At 69.7% G+C, this 20,368-nt stretch carries 23 protein-coding genes; 7 read left to right on the forward strand and 16 right to left on the reverse strand.

The window, feature by feature from the left end:
- Nucleotides 1–42: 42 nt before the first annotated feature.
- The 4 genes from M3Q35_RS23135 to M3Q35_RS23150 all read right to left on the reverse strand — a co-directional run bounded on the left by M3Q35_RS23135 (nucleotide 43) and on the right by M3Q35_RS23150 (nucleotide 2,714).
- Nucleotides 43–906, reverse strand: coding sequence for an ADP-ribosylglycohydrolase family protein (locus M3Q35_RS23135; RefSeq protein WP_273944137.1), 864 nt, complete (start codon nucleotides 904–906; stop codon nucleotides 43–45).
- Nucleotides 903–1,106 carry a hypothetical protein gene (locus M3Q35_RS23140; RefSeq protein ID WP_273944140.1) on the reverse strand — a complete coding sequence of 68 codons (204 nt, stop codon included), beginning with the start codon at nucleotides 1,104–1,106 and terminating at the stop codon, nucleotides 903–905. The genes M3Q35_RS23135 and M3Q35_RS23140 overlap by 4 nt, the downstream gene beginning before the upstream one ends.
- A gap of 154 nt (nucleotides 1,107–1,260) precedes the next feature.
- The gene (locus M3Q35_RS23145) at nucleotides 1,261–1,992 is read right to left on the reverse strand and encodes an SDR family oxidoreductase (protein ID WP_273944142.1); all 732 of its coding nucleotides are present in this window, start codon (nucleotides 1,990–1,992) and stop codon (nucleotides 1,261–1,263) included.
- 143 nt (nucleotides 1,993–2,135) lie between these two features.
- Nucleotides 2,136–2,714, reverse strand: a complete 579-nt coding sequence (locus tag M3Q35_RS23150; RefSeq protein ID WP_273944143.1) for a TetR/AcrR family transcriptional regulator — start codon at nucleotides 2,712–2,714, stop codon at nucleotides 2,136–2,138.
- Nucleotides 2,715–2,810: 96 nt separating this feature from the next.
- On the opposite strand from M3Q35_RS23150, the gene M3Q35_RS23155 reads away from it, so the two are divergent.
- On the forward strand, nucleotides 2,811–3,185 hold the full coding sequence (locus M3Q35_RS23155) for a DUF4267 domain-containing protein (RefSeq protein ID WP_273944144.1): 375 nt from the start codon (nucleotides 2,811–2,813) through the stop codon (nucleotides 3,183–3,185).
- 5 nt (nucleotides 3,186–3,190) lie between these two features.
- Here M3Q35_RS23155 and M3Q35_RS23160 read toward each other — a convergent pair whose 3' ends face one another.
- Both M3Q35_RS23160 and M3Q35_RS23165 read right to left on the reverse strand, forming a co-directional pair.
- Nucleotides 3,191–4,351: an NAD-dependent formate dehydrogenase gene (locus tag M3Q35_RS23160; protein WP_273944146.1), complete on the reverse strand. Its 1,161-nt coding sequence runs from the start codon at nucleotides 4,349–4,351 to the stop codon at nucleotides 3,191–3,193.
- Between the two features lie 102 nt (nucleotides 4,352–4,453).
- Entirely contained in the window at nucleotides 4,454–5,371 is a 918-nt protein-coding gene (locus M3Q35_RS23165; protein WP_273944148.1) for a LysR family transcriptional regulator, read from the reverse strand.
- Between the two features lie 59 nt (nucleotides 5,372–5,430).
- Between M3Q35_RS23165 and M3Q35_RS23170 the strand changes: the two genes are divergently transcribed.
- A complete protein-coding gene (locus M3Q35_RS23170; RefSeq protein WP_273944149.1) occupies nucleotides 5,431–6,408 on the forward strand; it encodes an aldo/keto reductase in 978 nt (325 codons plus the stop codon).
- A 61-nt stretch (nucleotides 6,409–6,469) separates the two neighbouring features.
- Nucleotides 6,470–7,456 carry a glutathione S-transferase family protein gene (locus M3Q35_RS23175; RefSeq protein ID WP_273944151.1) on the forward strand — a complete coding sequence of 329 codons (987 nt, stop codon included), beginning with the start codon at nucleotides 6,470–6,472 and terminating at the stop codon, nucleotides 7,454–7,456.
- 2 nt (nucleotides 7,457–7,458) lie between these two features.
- On the opposite strand, the gene M3Q35_RS23180 is transcribed toward M3Q35_RS23175, so the two are convergent.
- From M3Q35_RS23180 to M3Q35_RS23190, 3 genes are all read right to left on the reverse strand, one after another.
- Nucleotides 7,459–8,478 (reverse strand): aminoglycoside phosphotransferase family protein, encoded by a 1,020-nt coding sequence (locus M3Q35_RS23180; protein ID WP_273944152.1) that lies wholly within the window; start codon nucleotides 8,476–8,478, stop codon nucleotides 7,459–7,461.
- Between the two features lie 98 nt (nucleotides 8,479–8,576).
- Nucleotides 8,577–9,563, reverse strand: a complete 987-nt coding sequence (locus M3Q35_RS23185) for an ADP-ribosylglycohydrolase family protein (RefSeq protein WP_273944154.1) — start codon at nucleotides 9,561–9,563, stop codon at nucleotides 8,577–8,579.
- A 10-nt stretch (nucleotides 9,564–9,573) separates the two neighbouring features.
- Nucleotides 9,574–10,062 carry a MarR family winged helix-turn-helix transcriptional regulator gene (locus M3Q35_RS23190; RefSeq protein ID WP_273944155.1) on the reverse strand — a complete coding sequence of 163 codons (489 nt, stop codon included), beginning with the start codon at nucleotides 10,060–10,062 and terminating at the stop codon, nucleotides 9,574–9,576.
- A 69-nt stretch (nucleotides 10,063–10,131) separates the two neighbouring features.
- Here M3Q35_RS23190 and M3Q35_RS23195 point away from each other — a divergent pair, with 69 nt between their 5' ends.
- From M3Q35_RS23195 to M3Q35_RS23205, 3 genes are all read left to right on the forward strand, one after another.
- The gene (locus M3Q35_RS23195) at nucleotides 10,132–10,608 is read left to right on the forward strand and encodes a cupin domain-containing protein (RefSeq protein ID WP_273944157.1); all 477 of its coding nucleotides are present in this window, start codon (nucleotides 10,132–10,134) and stop codon (nucleotides 10,606–10,608) included.
- Between the two features lie 336 nt (nucleotides 10,609–10,944).
- Nucleotides 10,945–11,667: a GNAT family N-acetyltransferase gene (locus M3Q35_RS23200; RefSeq protein ID WP_273944159.1), complete on the forward strand. Its 723-nt coding sequence runs from the start codon at nucleotides 10,945–10,947 to the stop codon at nucleotides 11,665–11,667.
- A 16-nt stretch (nucleotides 11,668–11,683) separates the two neighbouring features.
- Nucleotides 11,684–12,703: a hypothetical protein gene (locus M3Q35_RS23205; RefSeq protein ID WP_273944161.1), complete on the forward strand. Its 1,020-nt coding sequence runs from the start codon at nucleotides 11,684–11,686 to the stop codon at nucleotides 12,701–12,703.
- A 48-nt stretch (nucleotides 12,704–12,751) separates the two neighbouring features.
- Here M3Q35_RS23205 and M3Q35_RS23210 read toward each other — a convergent pair whose 3' ends face one another.
- The 7 genes from M3Q35_RS23210 to M3Q35_RS23240 form a co-directional block, all read right to left on the reverse strand.
- Nucleotides 12,752–13,180: a cytotoxic translational repressor of toxin-antitoxin stability system gene (locus M3Q35_RS23210; protein WP_273944163.1), complete on the reverse strand. Its 429-nt coding sequence runs from the start codon at nucleotides 13,178–13,180 to the stop codon at nucleotides 12,752–12,754.
- Nucleotides 13,177–13,593 (reverse strand): type II toxin-antitoxin system HicB family antitoxin, encoded by a 417-nt coding sequence (locus M3Q35_RS23215; RefSeq protein ID WP_273944166.1) that lies wholly within the window; start codon nucleotides 13,591–13,593, stop codon nucleotides 13,177–13,179. The genes M3Q35_RS23210 and M3Q35_RS23215 overlap by 4 nt, the downstream gene beginning before the upstream one ends.
- A gap of 74 nt (nucleotides 13,594–13,667) precedes the next feature.
- Nucleotides 13,668–14,213 carry a PIN domain-containing protein gene (locus M3Q35_RS23220; protein ID WP_273944169.1) on the reverse strand — a complete coding sequence of 182 codons (546 nt, stop codon included), beginning with the start codon at nucleotides 14,211–14,213 and terminating at the stop codon, nucleotides 13,668–13,670.
- On the reverse strand, nucleotides 14,210–15,283 hold the full coding sequence (locus M3Q35_RS23225) for a helix-turn-helix domain-containing protein (RefSeq protein ID WP_273944170.1): 1,074 nt from the start codon (nucleotides 15,281–15,283) through the stop codon (nucleotides 14,210–14,212). Before M3Q35_RS23225 ends, M3Q35_RS23220 begins: the two co-directional genes overlap by 4 nt.
- A 123-nt stretch (nucleotides 15,284–15,406) precedes the next feature.
- Nucleotides 15,407–18,190 carry a vitamin B12-dependent ribonucleotide reductase gene (locus M3Q35_RS23230; protein WP_273944171.1) on the reverse strand — a complete coding sequence of 928 codons (2,784 nt, stop codon included), beginning with the start codon at nucleotides 18,188–18,190 and terminating at the stop codon, nucleotides 15,407–15,409.
- Between the two features lie 84 nt (nucleotides 18,191–18,274).
- Entirely contained in the window at nucleotides 18,275–18,748 is a 474-nt protein-coding gene (nrdR, locus tag M3Q35_RS23235; protein WP_273944172.1) for a transcriptional regulator NrdR, read from the reverse strand.
- Between the two features lie 234 nt (nucleotides 18,749–18,982).
- Nucleotides 18,983–19,408 (reverse strand): hypothetical protein, encoded by a 426-nt coding sequence (locus M3Q35_RS23240; RefSeq protein WP_273944173.1) that lies wholly within the window; start codon nucleotides 19,406–19,408, stop codon nucleotides 18,983–18,985.
- A 204-nt stretch (nucleotides 19,409–19,612) separates the two neighbouring features.
- Between M3Q35_RS23240 and lexA the strand changes: the two genes are divergently transcribed.
- Nucleotides 19,613–20,329 (forward strand): transcriptional repressor LexA, encoded by a 717-nt coding sequence (gene lexA / locus M3Q35_RS23245; protein ID WP_379794341.1) that lies wholly within the window; start codon nucleotides 19,613–19,615, stop codon nucleotides 20,327–20,329.
- The last annotated feature ends 39 nt before the right edge of the window (nucleotides 20,330–20,368 follow it).

Below are 20,368 nucleotides of genomic sequence, written 5' to 3' on the forward strand. Positions count from 1 at the left end.
GGGCGCGACCGATTTTCGGCCGGGCGACTGCGCTCGCGGCGGCTAGGAGACCCAGCTCGGCAGCGGCTCCCGGGCGGCGAGCCAGTCCTGCGGCACGTCGGCGACCAGGGACACGATGCCGCCGACGATCGCGCCCGTGGTGTCGATGTCGCCGCCGACCTCGACACAGGTCAGCACGGCCCGCCGGTAGTCGTGCACGTTGGTGGCGGCGGCCCAGGTGGTGAACGGCACCGTGTCCTGGGCCAGCACGCGCGAGCCGTTGCCGAGCTCAAAGGCCACTTCGGCGGCCGTGCGGCCGAGAAGCTGCCGGGCGCGGTCGACGCGGCGGCGGACCTCGCTGTCGGGCAGGTGGTCCAGCACGAAGTCGAACAACCGGGCGGCGCTCGGGGGCTCGGCGGCGAGCCGGCACCAACCCGTATAGGCGGCGGCCAGGGCCACGGCGACGCCGCCGGCCACGCCCTCGGGGTGCAGGTGCGTCACCTGACAGGCCAGCGTGGCCTGCTCGACCACACGGTCCGGGTCGTCGGCGTAGAAGGCGCCGAGCGGGGCGATGCGCATCGCCCCGCCGTTGCCGCAGGAGCCGGTGCCGCCGAAGGCGGCGCCGGCCGCGGTCTGCCACGGCACGCCGTCACGGATCCGGTGCAGGATCACGACCGCACCGGGGCCGTAGCCCCGGTACGGCTCGCACCGGTCCGCGAACAGGCCTGCCAGCTCGTCCTGGTCGATCTCGCCGCGATCCCGCAGTTCGGTGAACACCGAGCAGGCCATCTCGGTGTCGTCCGTCCACTCCCAGCGGCCGTCCGGTATGCGCGGCAGGGCATTGCCGGGAACGAAGTACTGCGCGCCGAGGGCGTCCCCGACGGACAGGCCGGCCAGGGCGTCACGGGCGAGGTCGAGCCGGGTCATCCCCCGCTGCGACGGTTGGAGTACTGGCGCTGGTGGCCGGTGCTCGCCGTCTTGATGTGGGGGTTGTAGGACACGCCGTTGGTCTTGTTCGCGGCCTTGCCCTTGTGCCGGCGTTCCGCGCGGTTGGGGCGGACGGCGGCCTCGTCACCGGACTCGGCCTGTTCGGCGGTCGGGTTCTGGTCGGCATGCTGCTCGGGCATGAGTGTCCTCCTGAGGGTTCGTCACGAAGCTTGGGGATGAAATCGCGAAGGCGCGCTCAGAAGATCATGCCGTTGACGGTACCAGCCGATACCGCTTCGCGGCACCTGCATTTCAGCGGGTCTCGACCGCACGAACGCGTGACTCTCGAGGTGGCTACCCGGCCAGGAACTCCTCGAACGTGCGGCGGCCGACCGCCTGCCCCGGCGCCAGGTGGTGCCCCTCGCGATAGGCACGGGCGATGGCCCCGGGCACCGGCACCATCGCCAGCTTCCGCCGCTTGCCGGTGAGCATGAGGTAGGTGTGGGCCAGCTGCCGTATATCCAAGATCTGTGGGCCGCCAAGGTCCGGGACCCGCCCCTGCGGCGGACCAAAAGCTAGCGCTGCTAGCCGGTCGGCGACGTCGCCGGTGTCGATCGGCTGGAACCGGAATCCGGTCGGCAGCGGCATGATCGGCAGCTTGGCGGCCAGGTCCAGGATCTGCGCCACCAGCTCGTGGAACTGGGTCGCGCGCACGATCGTCCATGGCAGGCCGGATGCGGCGATCTCCTGCTCCACGGCCAGTTTCGCCCGGTAGTACGGCATCGGCACGCGGTCGACGCCGACGATCGAGACGTACACCAGGTGCGGGCCGCCGGCCCGTTTCGCCGCCTCGATCAGGTTGCGCGTGGCCACGATGTCGCCGCGGCCATTGGTGGTCGCGCAGTGCACGATCGTGGCGGCACCGGCGATCGCCTGGTCGATGTTCGTGCCCTTGCGCAGGTCCACCGAGACCGTGGTGTTGCGACGGCTGATGGACTGCACCTCGACGCCCCGTTCGGCCAGCCTCTCCACCACCACCTGCCCCAGCCGGCCGGTGCCGCCGGTAACGACGATCCTGCGCCTCATCGCTCTCCCAACCCCGCACCATTCGCCACCGCAAATGTCACATGAGCGTCTTACTTGCCTCTATGCGGCACGTCCGGACCGCATGTGCCAGCCTGCCAGCGCGGCGCGGCTGGCGGGCGGGCGGGCGGGCGGGCGGGCGGGCGTCAGGAGAGCAGGCGGTCGACCAGCATGTCGACCCGGGCGTCGTGCTCGCCGTCGGCCAGCCGGCCGTCCCGGGTCAGGGTGGCCAAGCCGTGCAGAGCGGCCCAGCCGACCTCGGTGAACGTGCCGATCAGGGCCTGGTCCTCGACCACCGCCTCGAAGGCGGCCACGAACTGGCCGAACGCCTCCTTCAACACGGCCGGCGAGTCCGGCCGCGCGAAGCGCAGGCCGACGTCGAGGGTGAACATCGCGTGGTAGAGCGCGGGATTGTCGGCGGCGAAGTCGAGATAGGCGTCGGCCACCGCGCGGAGCAGCGGACGCCGCTCGACGTGCTTGCGCCTGGCCGTCTCGATGGCCGCCGACAGCTCGGCGATGCCCTGCTCGGCGACGGCGGCGATGATGGCGTCCTTGTTGGCGAAGTGGCTGTACAGCACCGGCTGGCTGTACTCGATCCGCTCCGACAGCCGACGCGTGGTCACCGCGTCCCAGCCTTCGGCCTCGGCCATCTCCCGCGCCACCCGCAGGATCAGCTCCCGCCGCTCGGCCTTCACCCGTTCCCGCCTACCCGGTTCGCTAGTCACGCTAGAAATCCTAGCACCGCTAGATTTCCTAGCGCAGCTCCTGCTAGCGTTGCTACGAAACCTAGCAACGCTAGATTCTCGAAGGAGCCACCTCGCATGTACACCGCAACCGTCGTCCTGGCCGCAGTCCTCGGTGTCGCCGTCGTCGTCATGGGCGCCGCCTACCTGCTCGCCCCGGTGGCCAACGCCAAGGGCTTCGGCCTGCCCGACTGGCCCGAGGGCACGCTGACCGCGTGGCTCAACGTCAAGGGCATCCGCGACCTGGCCATGGGGCTGGCGATCCTGGTCCTGCTGGCCACCGCCGGCCCGCACATCTCGGGCTGGTACCTGCTGGTCAGCGCCGTGGTCCCGGTCGGGGACGCGCTGATCCTGCTGCGCCACCGTGGTTCCAAGGCCCTGGCCTACGGCATGCACGGCGCAACCGCGGTGGTGGTCGCCGCGGTCGGCGCCGCGCTCCTGCTGGCCGGCTGACGCTGCTACCTGGTGGTCGAGTACGAATGCGCGCCGGCACCGGCCAGCTTGCCGCCGTCCACGATGAGGTACTCCTCCCGGATCGGCTCGTCGGCGAACCAGTTCTCCAGGATCTCGCGGGTGCCGGCGGCGTAGCGGGCCTGGGCCGCCAGGGTGGAGCCGGAGATGTGCGGGGTCATGCCGTGGTGCGGCATGGCGCGCCACGGGTGGTCGGCCGGCGCGGGCTGCGGGAACCAGACGTCGCCGGCGTAGCCGGCCAGCTGCCCGGACTCCAGGGCCCGCACCACCGCGTCCCGATCGGCGATCTTGGCCCGGGCTGTGTTGATCAGGTACGCGCCGCGCTTCATGGTGCCGATCAGCTTGTCGTCGAACAGGCCCTCGGTCTCGGGGTGCAGCGGCGCGTTGATCGTCACGACGTCGCAGTGCGGCACCATGTCGGCGGCGCTGTCGTGCCAGGTCAGGCCGAGCTCCTCCTCGACCGCACGGGGCAGCCGGTGGCGGTCGGTGTAGTGCAGGTGCACGTCGAACGGCTTGAGCCGGCGCAGCACGGCCGTGCCGATCCGGCCGGCGGCGACCGTGCCGACGTGCATGCCCTCCACGTCGTAGGCGCGGGCCACGCAGTCGGCGATGTTCCAGCCGCCGTCCAGCACCACCTGGTGCGAGGGCAAGTAGTTGCGCACCAACGACAGGATCATCATCACCACGTGCTCGGCGACGCTGATGCTGTTGCTGAAGGTGACCTCGGCGACCGTCACGCCGTGCTCGATGGCGGCGTCCAGGTCCACGTGGTCGGAGCCGATGCCGGCGGTGATGGCCAGCTTGAGCTTCGGCGCACGGGCGATGCGCTCAGCGGTCAGGTACGCCGGCCAGAACGGTTGGGAGATGACGACATCCGCGTCGGCCAGCTCACGGTCGAACTCCGAGCCGACACGGTCCTTGTCCGAGGTGACGACCAGCGTGTGACCCTGGCTCTCCAGGAACTCCCGCAGCCCCAACGCGCCCGACACGCTGCCGAGCAGGTGCCCGGGCGTGAACCCGAGGCCCCGTGGCGACGGCAGCGTCTGGCCGTTCGGATAACCGGGCACCTGCGGCAGATCGTCCCGGGCGTAGGCGCTCGGGTATCCGGTGGTCGGGTCGTCGTACAGCACACACAGCACCTTTGCCATGGCTGTCCCCAATTTCCACGTGACGAGTAGGTACTCGTCGACCTTGCTCGCGGTCCTCGGGGGCCGTCAAAACGTTCTTCGCTATCCCGGGATAGCCCGCTTCTATCGCAGGTAGCCCGCCAGCACCCGGTCCAGCTCGCCGCGCACGTCCACGTCACGGGCGATCTCGACCAGGGCCCGGGCCAGCATCGGCTCCGGCTCGTGACCGGCGACGACCAGCCCGATCCGCGGCGCGTGCGGCGGATCGTCCAGTCGGACCACCCGCATCCCTTGCGGCACACCGAACATGTGCAGCCAGGCATGCGAGATCACGCTGGACCACTGCCGCGAGGCCACATGCGCGTACAGCGCCGACACCGTGTCGGTCTCGATCGCCGGCACCACGCTCGCGCCGACCGCCGCGAACATCTCGTCCAGGATCCGGCGGTTGCGCATCTGCCGTGACAGCAGGCACAGCGGCACCGTCGCCGCCTCGGCCCAGCGCAGGCTCTCCCGCTCCGCGAACTGGCCGTCGTTCGGCGTCAGCAGCAGATACCGTTCCTGGTACAGGGGAATCACCCGGCCCGGCTGATCATCGTCCACATAGGTCATCGCGATGTCCAGCTCGAACTCGGCCAGCCGACGCGTGATCTCCAGCGAGGGCAGGGATTCCAGCGTGATCCGGGCGTGCGGGTGGCGCTGGCAGAACGGCGTCGTCAGCAGCGGGGCCACGGTCAGCGCCGTCGGGATCGCCCCGATGCGCAGCACCCCCGACAGGCTGCCGCGCATCGTCGACAGGTCCTGCCGCAGCCCGTCGCGCTCGGCCAGGATGCGGTGCGCCCACAGCAGCACCCGCTCCCCCTCCGGCGTCAACCCCTCGTACCGTTGGCCGCGCTGCACGATCGGCACGTCCAGCTCGTGCTCCAACTTCCGGATCGCCGCCGACAGCGACGGCTGCGACACGTGACAGGCCGCCGCCGCCCGCGCGAAATGCCGCTCACGGGCGAGCGCGACCAGGTACTCCAACTGACGCAACAGCACGGCACAGCATGGCGTGTGACCGGGACCTGGTGCCACTGGCGGGGAGTAGCGTCGGCGGCATGGAATACCTCCGGTTGGGCAAGAGCGGGCTGTCGGTGTCCAAGGTCGTGCTGGGCTGCATGAGCTTCGGCGACCCGGCCGCCGGCACCCACAAGTGGTCCTTCGGCATCGACGAGTCCCGGCCGTACTTCAAGCAGGCCGTCGAGTCCGGGGTGACCACCTTCGACACCGCCAACGTCTACAGCCTCGGCGCGAGCGAGGAGATCACCGGGCAGCTGCTGCGGGAGTTCGCCAAACGGGACGAGGTGGTCATCGCGACCAAGGTCCGCGGCCAGATGGGCCCCGGCCCGAAGGGCGTCGGCCTGTCCCGGGCGGCGATCTTCACCCAGGTCGACGCCAGCCTGCGACGGCTCGGCACCGACTACATCGACCTGTACCAGATCCACCGGTACGACACGGCGGTGCCGATCGAGGAGACGATGGAGGCGCTGCACGACGTGGTCAAGGCGGGCAAGGCCCGGTACATCGGCGCGTCGTCGATGTGGACCTGGCAGTTCGCGCAGATGCAGCACGTGGCCGACCAGCACGGCTGGACCCGGTTCGTGTCCATGCAGAACCAGTACAACCTGTTGCAGCGCGAGGAAGAGCGGGAGATGCTGCCGTACTGCCTCGACCAGGGCATCGGCGTCATCCCGTGGAGCCCGCTGGCCCGCGGCCGGCTGACCCGCGACTCGGGCGAGGAGACCAACCGCACCGCGAGCGACGGGTTCAGCAAGATCCTCTACGACGCGACGGCCGACGCCGACAAGGCGATCATCGACGCGGTCGGGGCCGTCGCCACGGAACGCGGCGTGCCCCGGGCGCAGGTGGCGCTGGCCTGGATGATGGGCAAGAAATCGGTCACCGCGCCGATCGTCGGCACGACCAAGCCGCACCACCTGACCGACGCGGTCGCCGCCGTCGACCTCAAGCTGACCGCCGACGAGGTGCAGCGGCTGGAGGAGCACTACACGGCCCGCCCCGCTTCCGGGTTCTGACCCGCGGCTGTCCGGAATTCCGTGGTCAGCGGGCGGGATTCCGGGCAGCCATAATGGATCCATGTCGGAGTACAGCCGCGATTCGCGGTACATCACCACCCGGATCACCGCCGACGGCCGCGACGGCTACCCGGTCGAGCCCGGCCGCTACCGACTCGTGGTCGCGCGGGCCTGCCCATGGGCCAATCGCATGATCATCGTGCGGCGGCTGCTCGGGCTGGAGGACGTGCTCTCGATGGGCATCTGCGGGCCCGTGCACGACGAGCGCAGCTGGACGTTCGACCTCGACCCCGGCGGGGTGGATCCGGTGCTGGGCATCGAGCGGATCCAGGACGCGTACTTCAAGCGGTTCCCCGGCTACGAGCGGGGCATCACCGTGCCGGCCATCGTGGACGTGCCGACCGGCGAGGTCGTCACCAACGACTTCGCGCAGATGACCATCGACCTGTCCCTTGAGTGGGCCCGGTACCACCGGGACGGCGCGCCGGCGCTGTATCCCGAGGCGTTGCGGGCCGAGATCGACGAGGTCAACGACGTCGTGTTCCGGGACGTGAACAACGGTGTCTACCGCGCCGGTTTCGCCACCGACCAGGACGCGTACGAGAAGGCGTACCAGCGGCTGTTCGACCGCCTCGACTGGCTCAGCGACCGGTTGGCCGGGCAGCGCTACCTGGTCGGCGACACCATCACCGAGGCCGACGTGCGGCTGTTCACCACGCTGGCCCGGTTCGACGCCGTCTACCACGGGCACTTCAAGTGCAACCGCACCAAGCTCAACGAGATGCCCGTGCTCTGGGCCTACGCGCGGGATCTGTTCCAGACGCCCGGTTTCGGCGACACCATCGACTTCGTGCAGATCAAGCAGCACTACTACGAGGTGCATCGCACCATCAACCCGACCGGCATCGTCCCGGCCGGCCCCGACCTGCGGAACTGGCTCACGTCGCACGGCCGCGAGTCGCTCGGCGGCCGCCCGTTCGGCGACGGCACCCCGCCCGGGCCGCCGCCCGCCGCCGAGACCGTCCCGGCGTCCAACGGCGCCGTCTGATCTCAGCCCACCGCCGCACGCAGGCAGTCGAGCGGGTCCGCGGCGTGGTACGGCCGTTCCGAGGGTTCGATTCCTCGCAGGAACGCGTCGTACACCGCCGCGCCGCGCAGTTTTCCCAGCGGGCGCGTCAGTTCCAGCGCCCGTTCCGGCTCACTTCCCGCGATCTTCTTCCGCCACAGCGCACTCCACTCCCGTTCGAGCTCCGCCTGATCCGGCACGTCCAGCCCCGGGTGACCGATCACGCTGTCCGTCCAGTCCAGGATCACCCGGTTCCTGCCGTCCGACCGCACGTTGCCCGGATGAAAGTCCCCGTGCACCAGGCTGTCCGGGATCCCGCAGGCCGCCAGCGCCTCGAACCTCTTCGGCAGCCCCGCCACCAGCTCGTGCACCGCCGCCCGCTCATCGCGTGCCAGCTGATGCCCGTACTTCCCAACGACTTCGGTCACCCGCTCGACGAACCGCTCCGCTCGCCAGTCCGGCAGCCCCAGCGCCAGCAGCTCGTCGACATGCTCTGGCGCCATCGCCTGGATCTCGAACAGATCCCCCACCATGGCAACGATTTCCGGCACCTCGGCGTCGTACCGGTCCGTTCCCGGCACGTCCGCCAGCAGCATCCGCCCGCCGTCCGCCTTGAGCACCGCCGGAACCAGGCCTGGTACCCGTTTTCCCAGCCATTCCAGCACGATCGGCTCCTGCCGTAGGAACGGCGGCACCTCTTTCAGCCAGGCCCCGTCGAGCCGCCACACCGACGACAGATTCCAGGTCCTCTGCTGCTCCCCGCTCTCCACCCCGGCCCACCGCAACGCTTCCGCCGGTCCCCCTGGCTCCGCCCACCGCATCCGCAGCGGATGCGGCTGCACCCACTCCTCGTCGAACGCCCCCAGCTCCGGCCAAGCGTCTCCGCATTCAGCCAGATAGGTCACCGCGCCCCCGTGCGGTTGCGCCCTTTCCGCCGCCACGAGCCGCAGCACCGTCACCTCGAGGCCGAATTCCGCCCGCGCCCCGGCCACGACCGGAGCCATTTCCTGCCACCACTGGGATGCCACGTCGAACTCCGGCGTGGTCCCCAACGGCGTCCCGTCCGGCGCTAGCAGCGCTAGCGTGACCGTGCGTCCCATGCTCAATCCCACAGGCGGCCGAAGTGGGCCAGCTCGTCGGCGTGCTCGATTCGGTGTGACCACTCGGCCGGCCACCAGTCGAAGCCGTGCGCGGCGCCGGCGAAGGCGCCGGCCAGGCAGGCGATCGAGTCGGAGTCGCCGGAGGTGGTGGCGGCGCGAGCTAGCATCGCTAGCGGGTCGTCGGGGAAGAGCAGGAAGCAGTGCAGGGCGGTGGCGAGCGCCTCCTCGGCGATCCAGCCCTCGCCGGTGCGCAGGCACGGATCGATCTCGCGGTCGGGTGACGTAAGAACGCCGTTGAGTGTGTACAACGCGATCAGACACTCATCCCACCCGCGGGCGATGAACTCCGTCGGGCTGTCCACACCGGGCCGCATCCACAGGTCGGCCAGCCAGTCCTCGTGATACACCGTCCGCTGCTCACGGCACCGGTCAGTCAGCGCACTCGGCAGCTCGGCCGGCGGCATTCCGTTGCGCAGCCAGTGAATCGCCAGCGCGGTCAGCTCGCTGGCCGCCAACGCGGTCGGATGCCCGTGCGTCAATGCCGCCTGGAACTGCGCCCCGGCCGCTCGCTCCACGTCGTTCAGCCCCGGCATCAGTCCCATCGGCGCCACCCGCATGTTCGCCCCGCAGCCCTTCGAGGTCTCCCCCGTCGCTTTGCGCCACGGCAGGCCCGACGCCAACAGCTCGCACGCCCGCAGGCACGTCATCCCCGGCGCACGGTTGTTCTCCGGACTGTCCACCCAGGCCACGAACTGCTCGCGCAGCGCCCGCTCCAGCGCCGTCGGCTCCAGCGGCCCCCGCGTCGGCATCGCCCGCGCGACCGCCAGCGTCATCTGCGTGTCGTCCGTGATCAACACCGGGTCGCCGACCAGCTCCCTCGGCCCGCCCGTGCCGTAGCGCCGCACGATCTCCGCCACCGACAGGAACTCCGTCGGCGCCCCCATGGCGTCGCCGTACGCCAGTCCGAACAGGCTCCCCGTTGCTCTCACCTGCCGATTCTCACATCGTCGACAACCGGATATCGCTCAGCAGCGTGCGCAGTCCCCGTTCCAACCCGGCCCGGTCGCGGTTCGACAGCCCGGCCGCCATCCGCTGCATGTTCGCGGCATGCTCGGTGAGCACGGTATCGATCAGTTCCCGGCCTTGTTCGGTCAGCGCGACCGTGAAACTGCGCCGATCAGCCGGATCCAGCGTGCGCTCGATCAGGCCGGCCTCCTCCAGTCCGTCCAGGCGTTTGGTCATGCCGGAGCGGGACATCATCAGCGCGTCGGCCAGGTCCGACGGCATCGCCGGGCCGGCGCGGCGCAGCGCCGTCAGCACGTCGAACTCGCCCGCGCGCAGGCCGTGGGCCGCGCACCAGTTCTCCATGAACGTCGTCAGCAGCGCCGCGAGCTGCATGATCCGCCCGAACGTACCTAGCGCCGCTAGGTCCAGGTCCGGCCGTTCGTGCCGCCACTGGGCCAGGATCACGTCGATCGCGTCGTCCACCCCGCCCATCCTAGTTCGCCAGGAGATAATTCTCTAGCGAACTATCCTCTGGCGAACTACCCTCGCCGCATGACACTCGTACGGGCCGACGAGGCCGAGCTGTTGGGCACCGACTCCGCCGCCATCAGGCTGCTCGCCGACGGCCGGGACACCGACGGCGCGATCAGCGCCAGCCGCACCACCCTGGCCGCCGGCATCGACGGTCCCCCGCCGCATTTCCACCGCGGCTCCGCCGAGATCTTCTTCGTGCTCTCCGGCTCCTTGCAGGCGTTGGCCGGGGACCGCGTCGTCACCCTCTCCCACGGCGACTTCCTCGTCGTGCCCAGGCTCATGCCGCATGCCTTCCGCACCGTCACCGAGGCCGCCGACGTCCTCATCCTCTTCGCCCCCGGCATGCTCGACCGCCTCGACTACTTCCGCCTCGGCGACCGCGTCCTCAAGGGACAGGCCGATCCACGCGAACTCCTGGCCACCCAGGACCGTTTCGACAACCACTTCACGAAAAGCCCGCTCTGGAGCGCGGCTCGCCCTCACCAGGCGTCATAGATCGCGCCGTGGCGGTGGCGCGTGGGCGTTGCGTCGCCCCAGCGCAGCTCACGCCGGCACTTCCGCCGCGCCTTGCGTTCGGCGATGCGGGCTGCGGACGCTTTCCCTCCACCGCAAGGCATTTCGCGCTGTACCGCAGGTCGTAGACGACAAACTTCCGCCACGGCTGAACCGCGCGGGGCGGTACGTCATGTGATGGGCAGTGCGGGCCATCGGACTCCTTCGGCCACACCACCGGGACTTTCCCGGCGGAGCTAGCCGAATCCCGTAGGCCCGATCCACATGGGGCTCAGAATACGGGCCCTGCCCACCGAGTTTCCGTCCTAGGATCCGGGCGTGCAGATCGTCACCACCGGCGACCGTCCCGACCTGACCGGCACCGCCATGGCCCCGCTTCGCAACGCCTGGCCCACTTTTGCCCTGCATGACCCGATTTCCCGCGAGTATCGCGACGCGTTCGAGCGGCATTTCGCCCAGTTCGACGTGCTGCTGGTGGAGGGAGATGAGGTCCTGGCCCACTCCGGCGCGGTCGCCCTGAGCTGGAACGGCGATCCCGCAACGCTTCCCGCCGGCTACGACGGGGCGATCGTCCAGGCCGTCACCGAGCACACCAGCGGCGTCCCCGCCGACACCCTGTGCATCATGTCGGCCACCGTCCACCCCGCCCACGCCGGCCGTGGCCTCGCCGGCACGATCCTCACCGCGCTCCGCGATCGGGCGTCGGAATCGGGGCTGCACAAGGTGATCGTCCCCGTCCGTCCGACACTCAAGGCCAGCTACCCGCTGACGCCCATGGCCGACTTCATGACGTGGACCCGCCCCGACGGCCTGCACCTCGACCCGTGGATCCGCACCCACCAACGCCTCGGCGCCACCATCCTCGGCCCCGCACCAAGGTCGATGGTCGTGACCGGAACCGTTGCGGAATGGGAGAAATGGACCGGCATGGCCTTCCCTCAATCCGGACTCTACGTCGTCCCCGGAGCACTGGACCTGGTTCACATCGACGGCGGCGAAGGCGTCTACGAGGAGACCAACCTCTGGATGCGCCACCGCTGATCTCTACACTGCGCCGGTGTCTTCCTTAGATGAGGCGGTCGCGGCCGTCGAAGCCGCGGTCTCGGCGCGGGACATCCCGCAGCTCGAGGCCGGTTACGAGGCATTGAGATCGGTGCCAAGGGACGAATTCATGGCCCGGTCGCCTGAGATGGGGCCACGGCTGGCCGGCCTGCTCTCAGGCATGCCCGTCTGGCACGCGTCGGTCTACGCCGTTGCGGTCGGCGCGCTGGTCGAGTGGCAGGCCGATGCGACGGCCTGCGCACCGGCGATCCTGGACGGCCTACGCGACAGCCTGGCCGGTGCCGTCGAGTTCGCCCGGCTGTGGCACGAGAAGTTCGCCGACGAGGAGTTGCCCGACCCGCACGGTATGCCCAGCGCTGACGTGCAGGACCCCGCGTGGCACACCGTCGACAAATGGGAGATGGCGTCGGTCGCCGTCCTCGCCGACGCCCGTGTACGGCGCGCCGTCACCAACCGTGCCGAACTGCTCGCGCTGATCGACCAGCTCGAGCCCGACTACGGTTCGCTGGCCTGCGTCCAACGCGCCTTACTACTGCTCGACGACGAGCCGCTGTTGGTCCTCGACCGCGCTTCCGGCCGTGCTTTCCGGATGCGGATGAGCGGCATCGCCGACAACTTCCAGCTCCAGACCATGATGGCCGGCGTCCTCATCGGCGGTGGCCACCTCCCCGGCGAGGCCCCCAGCCCCGAGGCGCTCGCCCTCTGCACCGCCGACCACATCGACGTCAACGCCGCTCGCGCCTTGCCGCCCACCAGCCGGGCCTTCAACTTCGTCACCCCGGCCGGCCAGTGGATCTGGTCCGAAGGCGTGCCCAGCGACATCCCCGTCGTCGACGGCATCCGCCGCCTCGTCCTCGATCCCCCGCCCTACCAGCACTCCTTCGGCGCCGGCCGCTTCTTCCCCCGCGTCCCCGGCCGCCTCGACCTCGAAGCCGTCCTCGAACCAGCCGACGCCGCCCCGTACTTCGCCGACGTCCAGGAAGCCTTGTCCGTCACGGATTCCGTGCAGCGCTGACCACAGTGGGGTAGCCGCCCCAGGCCGGCTACCCCACTGCCGCGGAGATCACGCGCCTTCGGTCCAGTACGCCTGCAACCGGGCGATCGCTTCGTCCTTGGTCATCGCGGCCACGTCGGACTCGGCGACACCGACCTTCGCTATCAGCAAATGCACCAGATCAGCCGGCAAAGCCTGTTTCGGCGGTGCCGGTTCGCCCCGGTCCGGCCGGACGCCGTCCTGCACGCAGGACCAGAACGACGCCTCGTCGACATCCAGCTGATCGCGGAGGATGTGCTTCCAGATGCTCGGCCCATAATCGGTCCGGTCCACCGGATGCGAAATGCGGGCCCGCAGGATCCGACCGTCCACGAGGCCAAGCTCATAGGTGACGTGGTGCGTGCCGGTACGCCCGCGAGCGTCACGGACCCGTTGCCATTGCTCGACTTCGCAGAAGGTCTCGTGGTCCTTGCGGGTCGGTGGCGGCCAGGAGCTCACCGCGGCGTACCGACCAGCCAGTCGTGGAGCTGCTCGTCGTCGCTGAAGCTGATCAACTGCACCAGTCCCCAGTTGTCACGATGGTTCGGGGCGTCGAGCAGTCGCTGCTGCCAGTCCTCGGCGTACTCCCGCAACGCGTCCACCATCTCGGCGATCGCCTCTTCGAACGAGGATCCATCGGCGGCGACCGGCACGCCCGGGATGAACACCGACCACCCGCCGGCCTCGGCCACGACCTGGGCCTGCGACGGGATGATCGACGCGAGGAAGTGGCGCAGCCGTTCGACGTCGACAACGGCGGTCGTCACCGAATCTCGCCGCACCGTGGCAACGCGTCCGCGCTCGGCCGCATCCAGCAGATCCTTCAGGTGCGCACGAGCATCGGTGTAGCTGTCGTAGTGCACAGCAGACATGGCGGCAACCTCCCCGGTCGCCACCAGCATGCCCACTGGCCGTAAGTACGTCAAGTACGTCAAGTACTTCGTGCTCACAGCAGGGCGCGTTGACGGGTCCAGGTCTCGAACTCGGGCCCGGTGCAGGGCAGCCGCATGCCGGTCGACCGCAGCATGTCGACGAGGTTGCCGGCCGCCGCCACGGTCAGCTTGCCGGCCCGGCAGGCCCGACAGAGCAGCCAGATCGTGCCGTGCACGGCAAGCCCGAACTTCCGGGCTACGCGGGTCGCGGACTGGTCGTCGGTGATCGCCGTGCCACCGCACAGCTCGGCCACGGCGAACACGCTGGCCTCGCCCAGATCCCTTGTGCCGGCGCCGATCCGGTCCACCCACTTGGCGAAGCAGTCCAGTTCGGGCAGGGACTCGAGTCGAACGGGCCGGACCCAGTCGAGCTCGAGCGCGGCCTGGAGGTCGGGATGGATGGACGCCCCGGTCCGCAGCTCGTCCAGCACCACGTACGTCGTACGGCACTCGTCGCCGATCAACAGGTCACGGAGCACATCGAGGCGATCGATACGAGCGAAGTGGTTGAGGCACATGGCATCCAGGACCAGGATGGCCGGCATGCCGACGTCGCTCACGGCTCGATCTCCGGCTTGGCCGGTAGGTCGTCGATCGCGATCTGTCCGTGCATGAGCTCGACGGCCCGGTCGGAGGTGACGAAGTCCTCCCGCCACGCCTGCATCACGGCATGCGCGTAACTCGGCGGTACCCGTACGGCGTCCAGGTCGGCCTGGGGCGCCCACCCGACGGCTTCCCGCAGCTCGGCCCGGGTCGGCGCCACCGAGGACCACCGACCGACCTCGCCGGCCTCGATGATTCCGGCATGGCAGGCCTGGCGTACCGCGAGCGACCAGGAGGTTCGGTAGCGGGCCGCGAGGCTGGTCAGCGCGTCCCGCGGATCACGCCCGGCGGCCTCCTTGGTTACGACATCGGTCGGCAGCAACAGTTCCGCCGCGAATACGTCCACCACGTGCTCCCGGTCGGCCCGGGATGTGGCCACGCCGAGGTCGCTGGAGTACTCGTCGCCGAGCACCATGTGCCCGAGTTCGTGGGCCGCGGTCGTCCGCCGCCGGCCAGGATCGGGCTGACGGCTGACTACCGCTACGGCCACGTCCCCGTCGATCACGGACGCACCCTCGCCGGCGAGGTCCGTCACGAGTACCAACTGGCCGGCTCGTTCGCAGGCCGACATCAAAGTCTCGATGGGTTCGAGCGCAAAACCGAGCTGCCCTCGTACCCACAACGCGGCGTCCCGCGCGGCGTCCGCCTCGCGTACCGCATTCGTGTACGTGAGCGTTGGCCGCAGCCGCAGGTGGCCCAGCTCGACCAGCTGACGTACGTCGCGCAGCCAGGCCAGCAGCTTGGCCTCGATGCGGTACGCCTGCCGCGCGGCGTCCGTGTCGGTGTCGTCGACGAGCTGCGCACGCCGGGACAGCACCTGGGGCCGCCGGTGCAGGAAGTGGCTCATCGGCACGCCGAGCGCGGCGGACAGGCGGGCGAGCTCGAGCGCGTCGACGCGCCGGTCGCCGGATTCGATCTTCGCTACCTTGGTGCGCTCCAGCCCGACCTCACGGCCGAGGTCCTCCTGGGACCAGCCGGCGGCCAGCCGGCACTCGCGCACGCGCTCGCCGATGTCAGACCATTCCACACCCTCCATCATCGTGCGATTTTCGCACGAGTCAAGCGGGAAGGCGGGGACGAGCCGATCGAGCGGGGCGCCACCCGGTCGAGGCGGGGGCGACGCCCCCGCCTCGACCAGCGGATATGCCGATCAGCTGCAGCCGGAGGTGCTGCCGCAGCCTTCGCAGACGTAGCAGGAGCCGGCGGGGCGCATCTTGGTGCCGCAGGTCATGCACAGCGGCGCGTCGGCGGCCTTGCCCAGGGTGAGCTCGATGAGCTCGGTGGAGCTGTGGGCCTCGGTGACCGGCTTCGAAGCGGCGACGGCCTCGGTCTTGGCCGCGGGCGCCTCGACACCGACCTGGAGGGCCTCGAGGTCGACCTGGCCGTAGTCGGAGCTGACCTGGGCAGTGCGCTCGTCGGCGGTGAAGATGCCGAGCTCGGCCCGCTTCTCGTACGGCAGGTAGTCCAGCGCCAGCCGACGGAACAGGTAGTCGACGACGCTGGTGGCGATGCGCACGTCGGGATCGTCGGTCATGCCGTTGGGCTCGAAGCGCTGGTTCTGGAACTTCGAGACGTAGAACTCCAGCGGAATCCCGTACTGCAGACCCACCGAGATGGACATGGAGAAGGCGTCCATCACACCGGCCAGCGTGGAGCCCTGCTTGCCGAGCTTGATGAAGATCTCGCCGAGGCCGTCGTCGGGGTAGGAGCCGGCGTGCAGGTAGCCCTCGGCCCCGCCGACGGTGAAGGAAACGGTCTGCGACGGGCGCTTCTTGGGCAGGCGCTTGCGAACCGGGCGGTACTCGATGACCGTCTCGGCCGGGGCCACAGCCGACGCGGACGACGAAGCGCCCTTGCCGGCGGACAGCGGCTGCCCGACCTTGCAGTTGTCGCGGTAGATGGCCAACGCCTTGAGACCGAGCTTCCAACCCTGGAAGTAGATCTCCTCGACCTCTTCGACCGTCGCCGCCTCGGGCATGTTGACGGTCTTGGAGATCGCACCCGAGATGAACGGCTGCACGGCGGCCATCATCCGGACGTGGCCCATGGGCGCGATGGAACGCTCGCCCATGGCGCAGTCGAACACCTCGTAGTGCTCGGGGCGCAGCCCGGGCGCGTCGATGACGTGCCCGTGCTCGCCGATGAACTCGACGATCGCCTCGATCTGCTCCTGCTGGTAGCCAAGAGCCTTCAGCGCCCGCGGCACGGTCTGGTTGACGATCTGCATGGAGCCGCCGCCGACCAGCTTCTTGAACTTGACCAGGGCCAGGTCGGGCTCGATGCCGGTGGTGTCGCAGTCCATCATCAGACCGATGGTGCCGGTGGGCGCGAGCACGCTGGCCTGCGCGTTGCGCCAGCCGTTGCGGGCGCCGATCTCCAGGCCGTGCTGCCACTCGGTGGTGGCCAGCTTCTGCACGGCGGCGTCGTTGGAGTGGTACGTGCGCACGAGGTCGTTGGCGGCGGCGTGCTTGCGCATGACCCGCTGGTGCGCCTCGGCGTTCTGCTTGTACCCGTCGTACGCGCCGACGACGCCGGCCAGCTCGGCCGAGCGGCGGTAGGCGGTGCCGGTCATCAGCGAGGTGATGGCGGCGGCCAGCGCACGGCCGCCGTCGGAGTCGTACGCGTGGCCGGTGGCCATCAGCAGCGCGCCGAGGTTGGCGTAGCCGATGCCCAGCTGGCGGAACTTGCGCGTGGTGTCGGCGATCGGCTCGGTCGGGAAGTCGGCGAAGCAGATCGAGATGTCCATCGCGGTGATGACGACCTCGACGGCCTTGGCGAACCGGGCCCCGTCGAAGGTGCCGTCCTCGCGCAGGAACTTCATCAGGTTCAGCGAAGCCAGGTTGCAGCTGGAGTTGTCCAGGTGCATGTACTCGCTGCACGGGTTGGACGCGGTGATCCGGCCCGACTCGGGGCAGGTGTGCCAGTCGTTGATGATGCCGTCGTACTGGATGCCCGGGTCGGCGCAGGCCCACGCGGCCTGCGACAGCTTGCCGAACAGCGACTTGGCGTCGACGTGCTCGATGACCTCGCCGGTCTGCCGGGAGCGCAGCCCGAACTGGCCGCCGGACTCCACGGCGTGCATGAACTCGTCGGAGACGCGCACCGAGTTGTTGGCGTTCTGGTACTGCACGGACACGATGTCCTTGCCGCCCAGGTCCATGTCGAACCCGGCGTCCCGCAGCGCGCGGACCTTGTCCTCCTCGCGCATCTTGGTCTCGATGAACTCCTCGACGTCGGGGTGGTCCACGTCGAGCACGACCATCTTGGCCGCCCGGCGGGTGGCGCCGCCGGACTTGATGGTGCCGGCGGACGCGTCGGCGCCGCGCATGAAGGACACCGGGCCGGACGCGGTGCCGCCGGAGGACAGCAGCTCCTTGGACGACCGGATCCGGGACAGGTTCAGGCCGGCGCCGGAGCCGCCCTTGAAGATCAGGCCCTCTTCCCGGTACCAGTTGAGGATCGACTCCATGGTGTCGTCCACGGCCAGGATGAAGCAGGCGCTGACCTGCTGCGGCGAGGCGGTGCCGACGTTGAACCACACCGGCGAGTTGAAGCTGAACACCTGGTGCAGCAGCATCCAGGTGAGCTCGTGCTCGAAGATCTCGGCGGCCTTGTCGTCGGCGAAGTAGCCGTGGTCGACGCCGGCCTTCACGTACTTGAGCACCACTCGGTCGATGAGCTGGCGCAGGCTGCGCTCGCGCACATCGGTGCCAACGGCGCCGCGGAAGTACTTGCTGGTCACGATGTTCGTCGCGTTGACCGACCAGAAGTCGGGGAACTCGACGCCGCGCTGCTCGAAGTTGACCGAGCCGTCGCGCCAGTTCGTCATGACGACGTCGCGGTGCTCCCAGGTCACCTCGTCGTAGGGATGGACGCCCTCGGTCGTGTAGACCCGCTGCACGTTCAGCCCCGACTTACTGACGGCCTTCGTCATGACCGTGCCCTCTCGTTCCAGTTTCTTGCGCGTCAACATGACCGCCCCGCGCGCGGGGCGGCGAAACCTGCGTCTGCTCATCGGTTAGGTCGCAGACTCCCGATCTGCGTCGAACTCGGCGCGCTTCAGCTCGGCGATCTCCTTCTCGAAGTCCTCGACCGAGGAGAACGAGCGGTAGACGCTGGCGAAGCGCAGATAGGCGACCCCGTCCAGGTCACGCAGCGGGCCGAGGATGGCCAACCCGACCTCGTGACTGGGGATCTCGGCGCAGCCGGTGGAGCGGATCGACTCCTCGACCCGCTGGGCCAGCTGCTGCAGGGCGTCCTCGTCGACCGGGCGGCCCTGGCACGCCCGGCGCACGCCGGTGACCACCTTGTCCCGGCTGAACGGCTCGGTGACCCCGGACCGCTTGACGACGGCGAGCACCGCCTCTTCGACGGTGGTGAAGCGGCGGCTGCACTGGGAGCAGGAGCGGCGGCGGCGGATCGCCTGGCCCTCCTCGACCTCCCGGGAATCCACCACCCGGGAGTCCGGGTGCCGACAGAACGGGCATCGCACGGCGACCCAACTCCTCCCCGACCTGCACAACGGCTCAAGTCATCCACAGGTTGGGGGCGGTTACCCACAACTTGTGGACAGCTTCAGCGCTGCGAACCACTAGATGTAGGGGTAGAAGGTATGCCTCGCCGGGCCGCTACGCAAACCGCGACACGCCGTCCGACCACGTGTTGAGAGAGATGGTGCGCCAAATGTCACTCGGGCACTCGGGTGAAACACCGATCGGGTGATGTGCTACGCGGGGACCTGGAGCGGCTGGCCGGCGTGCAGCGCGCGGTCGCCGAGGTGGTTGAGCGTGACGATGCGGTCCACGACCTCGTCGACCGGGCTGTTCGGGACGACCCGGTGGGCCAGCTCGGGCAGGGTCTCGCCGTCCTGCGCCTGCACGGTGGCGACACCGGAGGGCACCGGCGCGGAGCCGGTCGAGGACAGGCCGTTCACGGCGGCAAGGCCAAGGCACGCAAGGAAGGTCAGCAGGCCGACCAGGGCCAGCTGCACGCCGCCGGACATCTGCTTGGGGCCGCAGGCGGCCGCGGTGGCGACACCGGGGGCATGGACGGGGCGGGGACGGCCAGGAGGGCGGCGGAAGTCGCCCGCGCCGGTGCGCAGCACCCGGGTGCGGCGGGTGCCGGGCCTGATCAGCAGCTCCTGGGTCGCCATGACGCCTCCCATGATCGAACAGGCGTTCTATCGAACGTCCGTGCGAAGATGTACCACACGAGACCGGCCGGGTCGAGTGTTCGACGGCGTGTCCTTCGAACAGGTGTTTGATCGAATCGGCCCGCCGGGCTACCGTGGGAGCCTGAAGATCACTGGGCATGGGGCGCCGCCGGGGAGGTCGGCGTCGAGGAGGAGGGCAGCGTGATGGCACGCAAGAGCGCCGAAGGCGACGTAGGAGGTCCTGTGGCCGAGGTCGAGGTGATGGACGAGGCGGACGACTCGCCGTCCCAGGACCCGCGGCTGACCCCGCGTCAGCGCAAGGTGCTGCGCGTCATCCAGGAGTCGGTCGAGCGGCGGGGCTACCCGCCGAGCATCCGCGAGATCGGCGACGCGGTCGGCCTGACCTCGACCTCCTCGGTGTCGCACCAGCTGAAGATGCTCCAGCGCAAGGGCTACCTGCACCGCGACGCCAACCGGCCGCGGGCGGTCGGCATGCTGAGCGGCGAGGCCGCCATGGGCGGCGGGGCCGCGGCCACGCCGGGCGTCCAGCCGGTGTACGTGCCGCTGGTCGGCCGGATCGCCGCCGGTGGGCCGATCCTGGCCGAGCAGTCCTTCGAGGACGTGTTCCCGCTGCCGAAGGAGATCGTCGGCGAGGGCTCGCTGTTCCTGCTGAAGGTGGTCGGCGACTCGATGGTCGACGCCGCCATCACCGACGGCGACTTCGTGGCCGTGCGCCAGCAGCCGACCGCGGAGAACGGCGACGTGGTGGCCGCGATGATCGACGGCGAGGCCACCGTGAAGACGTTCAAGCGGCGTGACGACCACGTGTGGCTGATGCCGCACAACGAGGCCTACCAGCCCATTCTCGGCGACGAGGCCGAGATCCTGGGCAAGGTGGTCGCGGTTCTCCGCCGCCTCTGACGACAGCCGAACGGCCCCCGCCCCGACAGTGTCGGGGCG

This window comes from Kutzneria chonburiensis, assembly GCF_028622115.1.
GTDB lineage: Bacteria > Actinomycetota > Actinomycetes > Mycobacteriales > Pseudonocardiaceae > Kutzneria > Kutzneria chonburiensis.

Coding starts and splice junctions, on each gene's coding strand:
- M3Q35_RS23135 (WP_273944137.1), bottom strand. CDS start 906: ATGACCCGGCTCGACCTCGCCCGTGACGCCCTGGCCGGCCTGTCCGTC.
- M3Q35_RS23140 (WP_273944140.1), bottom strand. CDS start 1,106: ATGCCCGAGCAGCATGCCGACCAGAACCCGACCGCCGAACAGGCCGAG.
- M3Q35_RS23145 (WP_273944142.1), bottom strand. CDS start 1,992: ATGAGGCGCAGGATCGTCGTTACCGGCGGCACCGGCCGGCTGGGGCAG.
- M3Q35_RS23155 (WP_273944144.1), top strand. CDS start 2,811: ATGTACACCGCAACCGTCGTCCTGGCCGCAGTCCTCGGTGTCGCCGTC.
- M3Q35_RS23160 (WP_273944146.1), bottom strand. CDS start 4,351: ATGGCAAAGGTGCTGTGTGTGCTGTACGACGACCCGACCACCGGATAC.
- M3Q35_RS23170 (WP_273944149.1), top strand. CDS start 5,431: ATGGAATACCTCCGGTTGGGCAAGAGCGGGCTGTCGGTGTCCAAGGTC.
- M3Q35_RS23175 (WP_273944151.1), top strand. CDS start 6,470: ATGTCGGAGTACAGCCGCGATTCGCGGTACATCACCACCCGGATCACC.
- M3Q35_RS23180 (WP_273944152.1), bottom strand. CDS start 8,478: ATGGCTCCGGTCGTGGCCGGGGCGCGGGCGGAATTCGGCCTCGAGGTG.
- M3Q35_RS23195 (WP_273944157.1), top strand. CDS start 10,132: ATGACACTCGTACGGGCCGACGAGGCCGAGCTGTTGGGCACCGACTCC.
- M3Q35_RS23215 (WP_273944166.1), bottom strand. CDS start 13,593: ATGTCTGCTGTGCACTACGACAGCTACACCGATGCTCGTGCGCACCTG.
- M3Q35_RS23230 (WP_273944171.1), bottom strand. CDS start 18,190: ATGACGAAGGCCGTCAGTAAGTCGGGGCTGAACGTGCAGCGGGTCTAC.
- M3Q35_RS23240 (WP_273944173.1), bottom strand. CDS start 19,408: ATGGCGACCCAGGAGCTGCTGATCAGGCCCGGCACCCGCCGCACCCGG.
- lexA (WP_379794341.1), top strand. CDS start 19,613: ATGGCACGCAAGAGCGCCGAAGGCGACGTAGGAGGTCCTGTGGCCGAG.